At 41.6% G+C, this 15,597-nt stretch carries 15 protein-coding genes; 7 read left to right on the top strand and 8 right to left on the bottom strand.

What is annotated here, in order from left to right; genetic code table 11:
* Positions 1-71: 71 nt before the first annotated feature.
* From CXF95_RS25610 to CXF95_RS25585, 6 genes are all read left to right on the top strand, one after another.
* The gene (locus tag CXF95_RS25610; RefSeq protein WP_101201317.1) at positions 72-4,331 is read left to right on the top strand and encodes an RHS repeat domain-containing protein; all 4,260 of its coding nucleotides are present in this window, start codon (positions 72-74) and stop codon (positions 4,329-4,331) included.
* A complete protein-coding gene (locus CXF95_RS25605; protein WP_101201316.1) occupies positions 4,331-4,825 on the top strand; it encodes a hypothetical protein in 495 nt (164 codons plus the stop codon). The genes CXF95_RS25610 and CXF95_RS25605 overlap by 1 nt, the downstream gene beginning before the upstream one ends.
* A 166-nt stretch (positions 4,826-4,991) precedes the next feature.
* A complete protein-coding gene (locus CXF95_RS25600) occupies positions 4,992-5,975 on the top strand; it encodes a transposase (RefSeq protein ID WP_101201315.1) in 984 nt (327 codons plus the stop codon).
* A gap of 202 nt (positions 5,976-6,177) precedes the next feature.
* Positions 6,178-6,501, top strand: a complete 324-nt coding sequence (locus CXF95_RS30940; RefSeq protein WP_232787551.1) for a hypothetical protein — start codon at positions 6,178-6,180, stop codon at positions 6,499-6,501.
* The gene (gene tnpB, locus CXF95_RS25590) at positions 6,498-6,863 is read left to right on the top strand and encodes an IS66 family insertion sequence element accessory protein TnpB (protein ID WP_101197177.1); all 366 of its coding nucleotides are present in this window, start codon (positions 6,498-6,500) and stop codon (positions 6,861-6,863) included. The genes CXF95_RS30940 and tnpB overlap by 4 nt, the downstream gene beginning before the upstream one ends.
* 35 nt (positions 6,864-6,898) lie before the next feature.
* On the top strand, positions 6,899-8,491 hold the full coding sequence (locus CXF95_RS25585) for an IS66 family transposase (protein WP_198556450.1): 1,593 nt from the start codon (positions 6,899-6,901) through the stop codon (positions 8,489-8,491).
* 507 nt (positions 8,492-8,998) lie between these two features.
* On the opposite strand, the gene CXF95_RS25575 is transcribed toward CXF95_RS25585, so the two are convergent.
* Positions 8,999-9,550 carry a hypothetical protein gene (locus CXF95_RS25575; RefSeq protein ID WP_232788044.1) on the bottom strand — a complete coding sequence of 184 codons (552 nt, stop codon included), beginning with the start codon at positions 9,548-9,550 and terminating at the stop codon, positions 8,999-9,001.
* Positions 9,551-9,858: 308 nt separating this feature from the next.
* Here CXF95_RS25575 and CXF95_RS25565 point away from each other — a divergent pair, with 308 nt between their 5' ends.
* Positions 9,859-10,686: a hypothetical protein gene (locus CXF95_RS25565; protein ID WP_101201312.1), complete on the top strand. Its 828-nt coding sequence runs from the start codon at positions 9,859-9,861 to the stop codon at positions 10,684-10,686.
* Here the strand turns inward: CXF95_RS25565 and CXF95_RS25560 are convergent.
* The 7 genes from CXF95_RS25560 to ribBA form a co-directional block, all read right to left on the bottom strand.
* Positions 10,683-11,480: a caspase family protein gene (locus CXF95_RS25560; protein ID WP_101201311.1), complete on the bottom strand. Its 798-nt coding sequence runs from the start codon at positions 11,478-11,480 to the stop codon at positions 10,683-10,685. The genes CXF95_RS25565 and CXF95_RS25560 overlap by 4 nt on opposite strands.
* Before the next feature lie 18 nt (positions 11,481-11,498).
* Complete coding sequence (locus tag CXF95_RS25555) at positions 11,499-11,747, bottom strand: hypothetical protein (protein WP_232788043.1); 249 nt, start codon at positions 11,745-11,747, stop codon at positions 11,499-11,501.
* A 166-nt stretch (positions 11,748-11,913) separates the two neighbouring features.
* Positions 11,914-12,396, bottom strand: coding sequence for a phosphatidylglycerophosphatase A (locus tag CXF95_RS25550; protein WP_101201309.1), 483 nt, complete (start codon positions 12,394-12,396; stop codon positions 11,914-11,916).
* A 27-nt stretch (positions 12,397-12,423) separates the two neighbouring features.
* Positions 12,424-13,386, bottom strand: a complete 963-nt coding sequence (gene thiL, locus CXF95_RS25545; protein ID WP_101201308.1) for a thiamine-phosphate kinase — start codon at positions 13,384-13,386, stop codon at positions 12,424-12,426.
* Between the two features lie 96 nt (positions 13,387-13,482).
* Positions 13,483-13,905 (bottom strand): transcription antitermination factor NusB, encoded by a 423-nt coding sequence (gene nusB / locus CXF95_RS25540; RefSeq protein ID WP_101201307.1) that lies wholly within the window; start codon positions 13,903-13,905, stop codon positions 13,483-13,485.
* The gene (gene ribE / locus CXF95_RS25535) at positions 13,906-14,382 is read right to left on the bottom strand and encodes a 6,7-dimethyl-8-ribityllumazine synthase (RefSeq protein WP_101201306.1); all 477 of its coding nucleotides are present in this window, start codon (positions 14,380-14,382) and stop codon (positions 13,906-13,908) included.
* 73 nt (positions 14,383-14,455) lie between these two features.
* Positions 14,456-15,556: a bifunctional 3,4-dihydroxy-2-butanone-4-phosphate synthase/GTP cyclohydrolase II gene (gene ribBA / locus CXF95_RS25530; protein WP_101201305.1), complete on the bottom strand. Its 1,101-nt coding sequence runs from the start codon at positions 15,554-15,556 to the stop codon at positions 14,456-14,458.
* Positions 15,557-15,597: the final 41 nt, after the last annotated feature.

The raw sequence follows: 15,597 nt of genomic DNA, 5'->3' as shown, positions 1-15,597 counted from the left end.
GAATAAGGACGTAGGTTTATTAAGCGCTTACAAAATTACTGCACATTCCTGGTAAAACACATGAAAGGTTTTTGACTAATGGCGCTAACCAAATCACTAAAAGTAACTACAAAGTTACTCAATGTATTACCAACCCTAATGGTGAAGAAGGGTTCAAAGTGGCTGGTCCTGATGGCTTAACCTATGAGTTTAACTATGTTAAGTCGTATAGTAATGGAAAAATTATACCCGGCAGTACTTTAGAGGCAAAAACTAAACTTATATATGTCACGAAAATTCACGATCGATTTGGAAACAATGTTGTCTATAATTACGACTCAAAAGGTCTTAAAAGCATTGTTTCCAGCGACGGTAGAACAATCAATATTACTTATAGTAGCTCTTCAGGTACCAAATATAGAGTTTCTAAAGTAACGGCAAACAATCGAGAATGGCACTATTACTACAATAGTAATAGTTTGTCAGAAGTTGATTTACCAGAAGGCAAAAAATGGACTTATTCAGGTTTTAATTGGATGAAATTCAACCCTGACAGCCAAGCGCAAAATTTTGGTTATCATTTTTTCTACGAAAAAATAGATCCTAATACACAAATACCAACATTTAGTAAACCTGGATGTTCTTTCAATGCTAATAGCGCTGACTTAACATACAATGTTACCGCCCCAACAGACATAGCCGTAGCATATAAGGCTAGAAAAACTTATTTTTATGATAGTCAGGTCAAGCCTGGTGCCTTTCGTGACCGTAATACTAACGATGGTTTGGTAGGAAACGTACCCTGTTCAGCTTCTTATGCTTTAGTTGAAAAGAGTGTCGCTGGACCTGGCATTGAGGATAGAGCATACACGTATGCATACTCACAAAATATAGGTGGTTTTTTTAATGGCCACCTTCTCCAAACTCGTTACCCAACAGAAAATGCACCGTCACAACCATCGACTGGATTTCCATCCATTGTTGCAACAAGTCCAAAAGATTTTCGAACTACAACGATAGATGATGGGACAAAAAAATCCATTTTTTATACATATCGAAAATTTGGTTCACACAACCAAGGTGTCGTGTTAGTACAAGATATCATTGGGCAGGCCCCGACTGAGTTGTTAGACAGAAAAGAGTTTGAATATCAAAAAGGTGATTACGTGGGCAATGATTGGAGTAGAACACGTCATCATGAATATCCCAATGATGATCCTATCAATAGTAATCAAACAGAATATAGGATGTTTTTAAAATCAAAAAAAGACGCCAGAAAAAGTGATGTTTATACAATAAATTATTTCACTTCAACCTGTGATGTTAACTGTAACTATGATTCATACGGATTCCCGCAAATTACAGTAGAAACTAACAATTTTTCGAATAAAAAACGTTACACCAAACAGTATTACTATAACGATACGACTAATTGGTTAATTGGTCAGCCCAGTTATAGGCAAGTATCAAGTAACGGGAGTGCGTATACTGAAACGAGCAGAACAAGCTACTACAGTGCCACGGGCAGTTATAAATCGTTACCAAAATATCAATACACCTTTGGGCGGTGGTTTAAATATTTTCAGTATTATCACACAAGTGGTGCCAGTGCAGGTTTGCCAAGGATTATTCGTTATAACGGCACAAGCCGCTGGGCAGAATATTCAAATTATAAACGCGGTATCGCCCAGACTATTCGAACGCCTAAGAGTCTGAGCGTAAACAGTCAATATGCCTATAAAGTGGTCGACAATAATGGCAGGGTGACCAAGCAGACTGATTTTATGGGTAATTGTATTAACTATGATTATGATGAATTAGGTCGTATGACATTGATTGATCCATGCGATCCTTATTGGCACAATACGAATGTTAGTTATACGACAACCTCTGGAGCTGAAGGGTACACCTACGTTGAAGCAGGAATGCTCAAACAGACCATCAGTAAAGGCAATTATCGTAAGGTTACTTACCATGATAGCTTGCTTAGAGCTCGCATGACTAAAGAATGGGATACGGCCAATGAAGGTACCACCAAGCGTTATACCAGAATGAAGTTTGATGCGTTTAATCGGCCTGTTTATCAAAGTAAACCCCATAGTTTAAACAATACCCCTTATGGCAATACAATCACTTATGATGGCTTAGGTAGACCAAAGGTTGTAGACGACAACACTACTTCTGGTAATATCAGTTATAGCTACTTAGCTAACAACCGAGTGCAGGTTAATAATAATAGAGGCCAGGTTACCACCACTACTTTTCTTGCTTATGGCACCCCTGAGCAAAACATGGCTACAACAGTTGCCTCACCACAAAACGTCACCAGCACCTTAGCGTATAATATTTATGGCAATCTCACATCGGTAAGCCAGGGGGGTCAGACCGAATACCGTGTTTATGATAGCTATCAGCAATTGTGTAAAGTCAACAGAAATGATGTGGGCAGAACGGCTTACCAGTATGACGCGCTAGGGAAATTATCATGGCAGGCAACCGGTAGTTCAGTCAGCACCTCTAACACGGCCTGCGACATTAACGTAGACGCACAGGATAAAGTCACCTCTGCCTATGACAATTTAGGTAATCTCAAACGCATTGACTTTGGTGATGGCACCGCGAGTAAGGAGTTTGGGTACGATAAAAATAACAATCTCACTCAATTAATCTTTGGCGGTGTAACACAAAATTACACCTATAATGACTTGAATATGCCAGAAACTGAGCGCTTACGCGTTGATAGCCTAGATTGGATGATTAGTCATACTTATGATGCTCTTGGCAATGAGGCAAATTTGATCTATCCCACTGGCGGAAATTTATCGTACATACCTAATGCATTCGGCCAGCCCAAACATATAGGGGTATTTGCCAGTAACATAAGTTTTCATCCCAACGGTCAATACAATTCTTATCAGCAGCGAAATGGCTGTGTTAACACCATGAGTCTGCGCACATCAGGATTACCTGATACCCAGCGCAGTGTGTGTGGCAGTGCCAATGCTGTATACAACCAATACACCTTTGATGCCAACGGCAATGTCAAGTTTTGGGATGATAAACAATCAAATACCTATGATTTACGTTTTACCTATGACGGTCTTGATAGAATAGATAATGTCCGTAAAGCCAACCAAACACTGATTGGTGATATGAATTATGACACCATGGGCAATATCACAAAGTTTGATTCCATAGTCGGTACCATCCACTATGACTATGATCCTGCTAAGCGTTTACAATCAACCAGCGGTATGCGCAGTTATGATTTTAGCTATGACGGCCGTGGTAATGTCACTGATAGTGGTTATCATACGTTTAGTTATAATCTCGCTAACCAAATGGAAGAGGCCGATGACAACTCGTATTTATATGATGGTCGCAACAAACGAGTAAAAACTGTTGACGGTGCAGGAACCCGTTACTCTATGTACAGCTTGGCAGGTAAGTTAGTGTATGAAAGGATCAATGGGGCAAACCGCGCAAACTATTACATGGGTAGCCAGTTAGTGGCACATCAAGGCGCAGGCCCCCAAACCTTTATTCACCCTGACTTAATGGGGACTACAGCCGCTAAATCAAACAGCAGTGGAGCAGTTACGAAACGCCTACGCTATGCTCCTTTTGGTTTGGAATGGGGCAAGACCAATGCTGAAAGTGGTGACAATGAGATTGGTTATACCGGCCATAAACACGATAATGATATTGGTCTGACCTATATGCAGGCACGATACTATGATCCAGTGATTGGGCGGTTTTATTCGAATGATCCTGTTGGGTACACTGCTAAAAATCCTGTAATGTCGTTTAACCGTTATTTGTATGTGAATAACAATCCGTATAAATATACAGACCCTAATGGTGAATTCTTATTTCTTTTACCATTAATTGGTTTTTTATCAGGGGGATATACAGCATATCAAGCGGCTGGTGACATGGGCGCTTCTGGTAACACACAGATAGTGGCTGGGCTTGGGGGAGCTTTGACTGGGTTATTTACAGGCGGTACTACCGCACTTGCAACTAAAGCATTAGCACTCACAGTAGTAAAAACAACCGTAAGTAGTTCATTGGCTACTGCTGGTAAGTTAGCTGCTGGTACTGTGACAGGGGCCATTTCGTCAGGTTCTGGTCAAGCAATAGGAGATTCCTTAACCGATGTAAGTAAGGGAGAAAAAGTAGATATTGATATGAATAAAGTAGCATTAAAAACAGGTGCAGGAGCTGTTGATGGTTTTCTGGCTGCGAGTCCAGGTTCTATATTAACACTTTCGCCTGCTAAAAAATTAGTGGCTGATGCCTTTGGAGTTAGTGTAGTTGGGGCTAAAAAAGAATTGGAGGATAAATTATAGTGTATAAAGAATATCTATGGTTTTGGAGAGTTTTAATTTTACTTACATTGATCCTTGGTACAGTCAGCCTTTTTTGGGCTGGAAAAAACTTTTATGCAAGTGATTTATTGAATTTTAATAAGAAGCAAGAGGCTATTCATGGATTAAAACTTTTGGATAGTAAGTTGATTTTTAGTTCTAGAGATTCAAATTGTCAATTTGAATATGAAGTTGATATAGAGGATTTCATTCAAACTGAAGAAGCTCTAAAATTTACAAAGTCAATAGATGCAGAAATCATGTTTGTTGATCAAGTTTGTGGCGAGCCAATCGAAACGGTTTTTCTAAAGTTAAAAGAATATCAATTTGGGACTTATGATAAATTCATAGACAAGAAAAAAAATACAGGGGCAGTTTATTTCTTTTTTGCAGTTCTCTGTTTAGGCATTTCTTTACTTTCTTTGATTATGCTTAAAGTAACAAGTTGGCTCTTTAAAAGGCAATCTGCAATTTAGTGTAGCGTCCCACTTTGCTATCATAAAAATTATTGGTCGTATTATACTTACATAGATATACTTACATAGACATCCAAAATTACATTAACGCTAGGTCCTAACTTTTTGATATAAGCTGAACTACACTTTGTTTAGCTCGTTCATTTTCTAATCAGGTAGGTGTGCTATGCCCCAGCCCCGCAGAAACCAAGTCAGTTTAGTTGATACTCCCTATTACCATTGCGTTACGCGCTGTGTGCGCCGTTCCTTCTTGTGCGGTGTGGACAGTTATTCGGGGCAAAGTTATGAGCACCGCCGTGGTTGGGTGGAGAAGCGATTGTTGTTCTTGTCGACCCTGTTTGCCATTGATATCTGCTCCTATGCGGTGATGAGTAACCACGTACATGTAGTGGTCCATGTGGATAAAGATGAGGCTCTTAGCTGGGATGTTGATGAGGTGTTAAGGCGGTATCACAAGTTGCACAACGGCACCTTACTGACCCAAAAATATGTACGGGGTGATGAATTAAGCCCCAGTGAGTCGATTAGTTTCAATGAAACCGTTGCTCAGTATCGGCTGCGGCTTTATGACATCAGTTGGCTGATGCGGGACTTAAATGAATACATTGCCCGGGAAGCGAATAAAGAAGATAACTGTACAGGCCGATTCTGGGAAGGGCGGTTTAAGTCTCAAGCCTTACTAGATGAAAGTGCGGTATTGGCCTGCATGGCCTATGTGGACTTAAATCCCATTCGTGCGAAAATGGAGAAAACCCCGGAAACTTCGGCCCATACCAGCATCAAAAAACGTACACTAGCAGTGAAGAACAAACAACGCCAGCCCAAGTCACTGCTGCCATTTGTGGGTGGTCACAGGCAAAATATGCCCAAAGGCATTGCCTACCATCTCAAAGACTACTGTGAGCTTGTGGACCTCACCGGCCGTTGCATTCGTGAAGACAAGACGGGGTATATTGAGAACAGCCAATGTCCAATTTTGCAGCGACTCGGTTTGTCCGCCGAACAATGGCTCACGCTCAGCACCGAATTTGAAAAACACTTCTGTTATGCCGCAGGGGCAGAGTTAATGATGCAAGCATTCAAAATCCACACCTCTCATAAACGACTTCGAGGGATGGGTAAGGCAAGAGTTTTACTCAAACAAGCGTAAATTACCCCATCAAGCAAATCTAAATCCGAGTATCAGACGATGCTCATATCCATATGCCTGCTCATTCATAAAACGTTGTTATTAGCCCCAAATTAACGAAAGAAATGCGCAAGTAAGGTAAGCGCTTAATAAACCTACGTCCTTATTCCGACGGGCAATCTGCTGCATAATTTCCTCATTACAAACGTATGAGGAAAACAAAGTGACCGCAACATCAAATTTAAAGCAGGAAGCTCCGCTGTGGCGTGAGCATGTGACTCAGTGGCGTGACTCAGGTTTAACCCAAGCTGCCTATTGTCGAGATCACGACCTGTGTCCACACAACTTCAGCTACCACAAACGCAAATACTCAACCGCACTGGTACCCATTAACCACAAACCCTCCGGTTTTGTCAGTGTGCAGCGATTACCTGAGCCGCAACATCATGATCCACTCTCATTGCACTTTACCAATGGTGTTCGTCTGATAGGTATCACGGCAAGTAACGTGTCAGTGGTTAAACAATTAGCCGAGTTGTTGTCGTGAGCAAAGTGATGCGTCCAGGTGTGGAGCTCACTCAGGTTTTTCTTTACCAACAGCCGATTGATTTTCGCAAGGCACACTTGGGATTATCTGCCATCATTGAATGTGAGTTGGGGCACGACCCCTTTGCCGGTCACCTTTATGCATTCACCAATAAACGGCGTAATAAAATCAAGTGTCTGTTCTGGGAAGATAATGGTTTTGTGTTGTATTACAAAAGCCTGTCAGAGGAAAAGTTCAAGTGGCCAAAGCGTGATGATAAGGTGATAACACTGACCGGGCAGCAAATTAATTGGCTGCTTGATGGCTATGATATCAGTGCCATGAAAGGTCATAAAAAGTTGCATTATGAGGCCGTTTTTTAAGGTAATCAATGCGCTAATTTGGTATACTTTACGGCATGAAATTAGCGCCGCAAGACACTGAAAATAAAGCAAAATTACATCTGGATGCGATGAGCCAGATGACCGCATTGCTGTCTGAAAAAGACGATGTCATCGAACAGAAAACGGATGTCATTGCCGAGCAAAAGAAACGAATAGCGATGCTTGAAGAGTACTTGCGGTTGGCCAACTCAAAACGTTTTGGCGCCAGCTCTGAGCAAACACCACCACAGCAAGGTCACCTGTTTAATGAAGTAGAAGCGGTGGCTGAGCCTGAGCCTGTCGACTCACCTTTACCTACAGGCAACGAGCCAAAGGCCAAAACCGGTCGCAAGCCACTGTCCGACAAATTGCCCCGCCTTCAGGTGTTCGCTTATTTGAGTGATGAAGAAAAAGTGGGTGCCATTGACACCTTCTTTGTCAAAGTCAGGGAAGAGCTGGATATCATTCCCGCTCAGGTACGTGTATTGGAATACATGCAGGAAAAAGCGACCTTCAAAACACAAGATGATGGCCGCACGGTGAAAGCCGCCCAGCTTATCAAACATCCTGTCCCCAAGGCCATGGGGAGCGTCAACCTGATGACCTATATCATTATTTCAAAATACGCCGATGGCATGCCGCTTTATCGACTTGAAAACATCATCAAACGTTATGGCGGTGAAATATCAAGGGCCACACTGGCCAACTGGGTGATTGCCCTGTCGAAACAAGCCCAACCTTTAATTAACCTACTCAGGGAGCATCAACATTCGGGCCCACTGATTTGTGCGGATGAAACCCGCATTCAAGTATTGAAAGAGCCAGATCGTTCGCCCACTTCACATAAATGGATGTGGGTAACCCTGGGCGGGTTACCGCAGCAACGAAGTGTCTTGTTTGAATACGATCCCTCCCGTGGCAGGGAGGTACCCTTGCGCCTGCTTGATGGGTTTACCCATGGCTACCTGCAAACCGATGGCTGTGCCAGTTATAACGAGGTATGCAGACAAAATCAGTTAATCTCGGTGGGTTGCTGGGATCATGCACGACGAAAATTCCGTGAAGCCAAAGATGGGCAACCCAGGGCAATGAAAGGCAAGGTAACCAAAGCGGATATGGCACTGAGCCTTATCAATAAGTTGTACGTGGTAGAGCGTCAAATCAAATTGCTAAGCGCGGATGAAATTTATCAGGCCAGGCAACAAAGAAGTGTGCCCATACTCAGCGAGCTGAAAACATGGCTGGAGCTCAATCGCCCCAGAGTCGACAAAGGAGGATTGACGGGCAAGGCGATGACCTATTTACATAATCAGTGGGAAAAGCTAATGGTTTACAGTACGGATGGTCGGCTGAGGCTCAGCAATATTCTGGCTGAAAATGCCATTCGTCCCTTTGCTGTTGGTAGGCGCGCCTGGTTATTTGCCGATACCCCAGCAGGCGCTAATGCCAGTGCAATCCATTATAGCCTGATTGAGTCAGCCAAAATTCATGAGCTTGAACCTTACGCTTATCTCAATGCCGTGTTCAAGGCGTTACCCTATGCTGACACGGTTGAAAAGATCGAAGACCTCCTGCCATGGAATTTCAAAAATTCAAAACCCAGTTGGCTACCCCCGCACGTTCAATAGCGCTTACTGTGAACTGTTAGATTATGACAAGGATATTTATACTTGGAAAGTACGTCGGTTTATTAAGCGCTTACCAAGTAAGCAACAGAGCCTGGCTGAATTTCATGGGGACACCCATCATAATTTCCTGTGACATAAATCAATGGCGCAGCCATTTACCTTATTAGTCGGCAACGCCGATGCTCTTGATTTACCCTCGACTCAAAGCTCGCCAATGATTAGGTGAATTTAGTAGGGCAATTTGCAGGGACGCAAATTGAGTTTGCCATTGCCGGGAGCAAGTGCAAACGACCTGCGAAATTTGCCTAATAATTGGAAGAAGAGCATTGCCATCGAGCGGCTTTTTTTGCCTACTTTTTTTAGCTGCAGCAAAAAAGTAGGTTGAACGAAGGGATTCGTTTGAAAAATGGCATGGATGCCAGTGTGCCGCAAGGCACATGCTTTAAATATCAATATTAACAGGCCTCATAATTATCAGGACACACATGTTAAATAACTAGGAGGAGACTAAAATTCGCAGCTCAGTTTAGGGCTATAAAATTGCGTAACCTTTTTATATTGCTCTGGGTTATGCCATTCTTTACGAACGTTACAAATATAAGGGTAGTAGGTGTTTACAAAGCCTTGTGCATCGGTATCAAAAAATTGGCCCGCAACTTTTTCTTCACATAAATCCAATTCTCGGCACAAAATTATTTGCTCATAAAAAGTAAAAAGTTGCTCCAACGCACCGTTTAACTTGTCTTCAGCAATCAAAGTTAGTATTTCATTATCGTATTTTGCTTGTAAGTCTTTGGCTTTTAAAGAAGGGTCTTGCAAAATTTCATTAAGTTGAGCAGTGCGATTGGCCATAGATTGGGTAATTTTTAACCTAGCATCTACCAACATACTATTACCATGATACCTCTCTACAAATGCCATCGAACGGTCAACACGTACAGCAGACTTATGTTCCAAATACTGATAAATACCAAACAAGCCACCGATCACCACAGCCAACGCCGCCACCCAGGTTCCGGCTATTTCTGCTAGCTGAAGCCTTATTTCTTGATCAGTCATTTTTTACAAACGGGCAAATTTTTGTTGACTAGGCAAGGGTTATAACCACGATCATCACCATTATCCTCTTCAGATCCACAGCTTTCATTGGCTTGTGTTCTACAATTGGCGGCAACGTCTTCGTCTGTTGTGCTTTTGCACCCATTGAAAAATAACAGACAAAAAGTGAATAAAACAAATATTCGACCCGCTCTATTTATTGATGATTTTTCCATAAGTCTCTGCAATCGTTGTGATTTATTTTAGTACTATACTAGTAATTATATTTAATTGATGTAATAACATACAGATAAAAATTAAGGATAATTATGTCTATAAAAACAACCTGCGCTATTCAATGTCTTCCATTGTTATTAACTTCACACACTACCATTGCCCAAGAAGATTTTGACAACATTCGGGTTGTAACCGGTTTATCCCTTGGTTATAGCGATTTTTCATTTCCAGAAAAACTCGACCATGATATTTCATTTCCCAGTGCTAATATCCCTATTGCTCTAACTATGGGCAACTGGCAACTTGCATTGAACGCCAGTAGCACATTAGCTAATGCGGATATTGCTGAGGAAGAAGATATAGGAGAAGCATCACGAAAAGACTTGGATTTAACCTTGGGTTACAGAGTGACTAAAAACTGGTCACTATTTGCTGGATTCAAATATGGCAAAACTGAAATGTCATTTGTTCCACGGGACTTTAATGAAGAAATCGACGAAGACGAAGTAGGGGGAGACGAAGACGAGGCAGGCACTCTAGAGCTGACTAATGAAAGCTACTCCCAAAAAGGCCCATTTATTGGGGCAAGTTACAGTTGGCAATTTGAAAAAGCCGGTAGCTTAAGTGTGTCTTTGGCTTACGCATCTCTAGATGCCACTAACAGTTTTTCTGCCAATACTGATGAGGAAGAGGAAGAAGAATTAACAGAGTTTGACGATTTAACCGGACAGGTTAAGGGAGAGACTAAAGGTTTCAGTTATGGGTTAAGTTGGACCATGCCACTGTCTAGCAATCTGTTATTTCAAACGCGTTTTAAGATCAATGATTACCAACAAGATATTGTTGTTGATGGTGAACGGTTTAAGAATATTGACGAAACATTCACCACCTTGCACGTTGGCCTTGCTTACGTTTTTTAAAAAACCAGCAAATCGGGTATATCCCGATTTTTCGGCGGGCTAAAAAACACTTCATTAAGCAAAGAGGAATGCTCCCAAGGTATCTGTTTATTTCGTGTTTCTTTCGCCACCCCTGTTCTGACTTTCTTAAATACTTCTTCAACACTAATTTGTTTAGCGATATGTCTTAGTAAATGTTTGGTATACACCCCATTTTTACGTTTACCATCAGCGGCGACACCACCAGGCTCTGTAGCAAAGGCAATCATAGTATTAGACGGCGCTTTAATCGGTGCCAAGCCACTCGACATCTTGCCGCCATCTGCAACTGCATTATTTTCAAAAGGGTTATTACGACAAGCATCCAAAATAATAATATTCTGCAAATTCTTTGATTTGTTAATTTCAATAAACAATCTATCGATTTTGTAGAGACCAGAAATAAATTCTGGGTAACTTTCAAACTGCATGCCTAGCGGAACAATGTAGTTGTGATGATTAACCTGAATGGCATGTCCTGCGTAATAAATCAGCGCGAGTTTATTGGCATGCTCATCTGTTTTTACTTGTGCATAAAACTGTTGCACCTGAGTCGTTAAATCTGACAAGTTACTATCTGTAAGCAAACTGACCCGAAACCCCATATCCGTTAAACTATCTGCTATTGCGTTTGCGTCATTAGCCGAATTTTTTAAGGGTGCAGTCTCATAATTTTTATTGCCTATCACTAGAGCAAAACGTTGTACATCTTGCTCAAAAGCAAAACTCTGTGAGGACATTATGCTCAAATACATACATAATAAAAACCTAATCATCTGCGTTTATCCTAGTGCCTAATGGTTACTCGAAACCACATCTACTTGGTTATGATTGAGCCAAACTTGACCAGTACCACTCATAATTTCTGTTCCGAGCTGAATATCAGCGATATATAGATCGGATGTAATAAAGTTTTGTGCCATGCCGTGTCGTAACATTTCTGCTGCATCAAATTTAATTTGCTGCAGCGGTTGCCTAGTACGAAACGCCAAATAAATCCAGTTGTTGTCATTATTTCCAGCATCTAGATCCCAATCAAACAAAAATTTTCTATAGGTACATATCTATCTTGCTCAACATACATTATAAAGCTGGCTGAGTATTATACTTGTCTCTTGTAATAATTTTATGGGCAGGAAGTTTATTTAGGCAATCTGTTTAGTGAGCAAAGGCTAAAAAGCCTAGAAATTAGCGGATAGTGATAAACAATTAAATTAAAAACAAACCGAGATGTAAAACACCTAAGGCGAATACCCCTGCCAACACATCATCAATCATAATGCCAAAACCGCCATGTACGTGTTTATCTAAATAACTAATTGGCCAAGGTTTAAGAATATCAAAAAAGCGAAATAGCACAAAACCAACCAGCAATGTTTGCCAGCTTAAAGGAACGGCGAGCATAGTAATCAGCATCCCCGCGACCTCATCCCACACAATAGAAGAATCGTCATGCACGCCCATGTCTTGGGCGGTTTTCCCGCAGATCCAGATCCCCACAATACTGACCAGTATCGTGACAATCAAGTAAACAGAAAAACTAGCATAATGAGATAACAGCACAACTAAAGGCAGTGCTGCCAAGGTACCAAATGTACCAGGCATTTTTGCCGCTAAACCACTACCAAACCCAAACGCCAAAAAGTGCACAGGATTAAGTAAACTAACACGACTACGTATTTGTTTGTCCATTACAGCGTCTCCCTTAGGATGTAGCGATTAGAAGTGTTCGTAACCTTTGGTGTTATATTCGAATGGCTTATCTGCTTGGCGCAAATCTAACTTACCTGCATTGCCGTTCAATTGACCAATGTAGGTCGCATGCACGTTAGCATTGGCTAAGGTTGTCTCCAATTGGCCTTTTTGTTCTTCACTCACAGTGAATAATAACTCGTAATCATCGCCTGCACTTAAGGCATAATCAATAGCTTCACTACTAGAGACCGATTCTATTAAGGCTTGTGACATTGGCAATTTATCAACATGTATTGTTGCACCACACTGCGACGCATTGAGAATATGTTTGATATCAGACACCAAACCATCGGAGATATCAATACAAGCACTGGCAATACGCCTAAGACTAGTGCCGACCAATAACCTAGGTGTGGGATAATTTAAACGATTAAGCAAAAATTCTTGGTGAAACTGATTGTTTACCACACACTTTTTTTGCGCTATATGTAAACCTAATCCAGCATCCCCTAGACTGCCAGTAACGTATACTGAATCACCTGGTTTAGCCTTACTTCTGGTCAAAGCTTGATCAAAAGGCACAAACCCTTGTGCCGTAATAGTTATCGCTAAAGGCCCCTGAACTGTATCGCCGCCAATAAGTTGCACGTTGTAATATTCAGCATGTTCTTGCAAACCATTAGAAAAAGCCTGCAACCAATTGACATCAACTGTAGGCAGACTCAAAGATAAACTTATCCAGGCAGGTTCTGCGCCCATGGCCGCCAAATCGCTTAGATTAACAGCCATGGCTTTTTGCGCTATAGCATGGGCAGGCGTGTCTGCTAAGAAATGCACACCACTTAGCAAAGTGTCGGTAGTAGTGACTAAGGCTTGACCTTGTGGGATACGCGTAACAGCGCCATCATCACCAATACCAATTATCACGTCTTTACGTTGAATACTTTTTGCTTTGAAAAAGTCTTCAATTACATTAAATTCTTTCATTAATACTAATTTTAGTTACATGAGGTGACAGAAAAGTTGGACTTAAACTATTTTCATGGTTAAGCCTATTTTCAAGGTTAAGCCTATTTGAAAAAGTTAAGACAACTCGTCTTTACGCAGAGTTTTAATCGCTTTATCCAGCACGCCATTAACGAATTTATGGCTTTCTTCTGCGCCAAAAGATTTAGCCAACTCTATGGCTTCATTGATAACAACCTTATAAGGGACATCAATTCTGCCAACTAGTTCGTAAGTGGCGATTCTGAGAATGGCTTTTTCTACTGGATCTAGCTCTTCAGGCAGGCGCCCAAGGTAAGGTTTGATTTTTTTATCTAAGTCAGCACAGTCTTTTACCACTGCTCGCAATAATTCCAAAAAGTATTCAGTATCGACTTTCTGCATTTCATTACTGGTGACTATACTTAGCTCGATTTGCTCAACCGGGTTTTTACTCATTTGCCAAGAATAAACAGCTTGTACCGCAAGCTCTCTGGCTAGACGTCGGGCTTTAGGTTTCACCTATTTAGCCTCTTCAATATTTGCTAACACATTGACCATTTCTAGCGCGCTAATGGCTGCTTCTGCGCCTTTGTTACCGGCTTTAGTACCAGAACGTTCGATAGCTTGTTCTATGCTATCAGTGGTGATCACGCCAAAAGAAATGGGAATACCGTATTCTAGAGATACCTGTGCAAGGCCTTTATTACATTCTCCAGCGACAAACTCAAAGTGAGGTGTGCCTCCACGGATAACTGCGCCCAAAGCAATAATGGCATCGTACTTGTTTTGTTCAGCCAGTTTTTTAGCTGCAATGGGAAGCTCGTAAGCACCAGGCACGCGAACCAAAGTAATATCTTGTTCGTTGACTTCACCATGTCTTTCTAGGGCATCTAGCGCACCGTCTACTAAGCTTTCAACTACAAAACTGTTGAACCGAGAAACCACGAGTGCAAACTTTTTGCCTGTCGCGCGAATGTTACCTTCAATAATATTCATCTATAAACCTTACTGGAAAAATCGGCGCGCAGTTTAGCACATCCTTAATGGGAAATATTGTGAATTTTATTTCTTATATTTCGACGTATTCAACCACTTCTAAACCATAACCAGACAAGGCATGGTACTTTTTGGGTTTGCTCATCAAACGCATTTTTTTAACACCTAAACTGGCTAAGATTTGACTGCCTATACCAATCGTTCTAGATGAGCCAGTCCATGGGGCATTCGCGGGTTTCTCGCCCTTATCTTCGGCTTCAAATTGTTTGACCTGAGTCAGCAAGTCTTCATCTTTACCTAGTAACACTAAAATACCACCATTATCAGCAATATATTTAATGGCTTGCGGCAGACCCATGCTTCTGGAAATAGCCCGCTGAGAACCTAATAAATCACTAAAACTATTGAGTAAGTGAACTCTTACCAAAGCAGGGATTTCGCTGTTAATTTCACCTTTACACATAGCAAAATGTACTTGGTTATCAATCACATCTTTGTAGGTAATTAAATCAAACTCTCCATACTCAGTGGGAAGTTTACACTTAGCGACTTGTTGAATAGTAGTTTCGTTCAAATTTCGGTATTCGATTAAATCGGCAATAGTGCCAATTTTCATATCATGTTTGGCGGCGAAGATTTCTAGCTCTGGGCGTCTGGCCATACTGCCGTCTTCGTTGAGTATTTCAACAATGACCGATGCAGGTTCGCAACCTGCTAATCGTGCCAAGTCGATACCCGCTTCAGTATGCCCTGCGCGGTTTAATACACCACCCTCTTTACCAATTAATGGGAATATATGCCCCGGTTGCACTATGTTGCTAGGCTGGGCATTTTTTGCTACTGCCGCCAAAACAGTTTTGGCTCTGTCTGAAGCCGATATACCTGTGGTAACACCGTCTGCGGCTTCAATAGACACAGTAAAATTAGTTGAAAATTGGGCGCTATTATCATCTACCATCAAGGGCAATTTAAGCGCTCGGCAGCGCTCGGCAGTCATAGGCAAACACACTAAACCGCGAGCGTGGGTTACCATAAAATTAATAGCTTCGGGGGTAACATGTTCGGCGGCCATAATGATGTCGCCTTCGTTTTCCCTATCTTCATCGTCCATTAAGATAACCATTTTACCTTGGCGGATATCTTCGATTATCTCTTCACTGCTATTTAATGCCATAGTTTATTGTCTTCTTTTAAATTTTATTGAGGGCATCATTC

This window comes from Paraglaciecola sp. MB-3u-78, assembly GCF_002835935.1.
GTDB lineage: Bacteria > Pseudomonadota > Gammaproteobacteria > Enterobacterales > Alteromonadaceae > Paraglaciecola.
The sequence above is the reverse complement of the archived record's forward strand: the minus strand, read 5'-3'. Positions and strand labels throughout refer to the sequence as shown.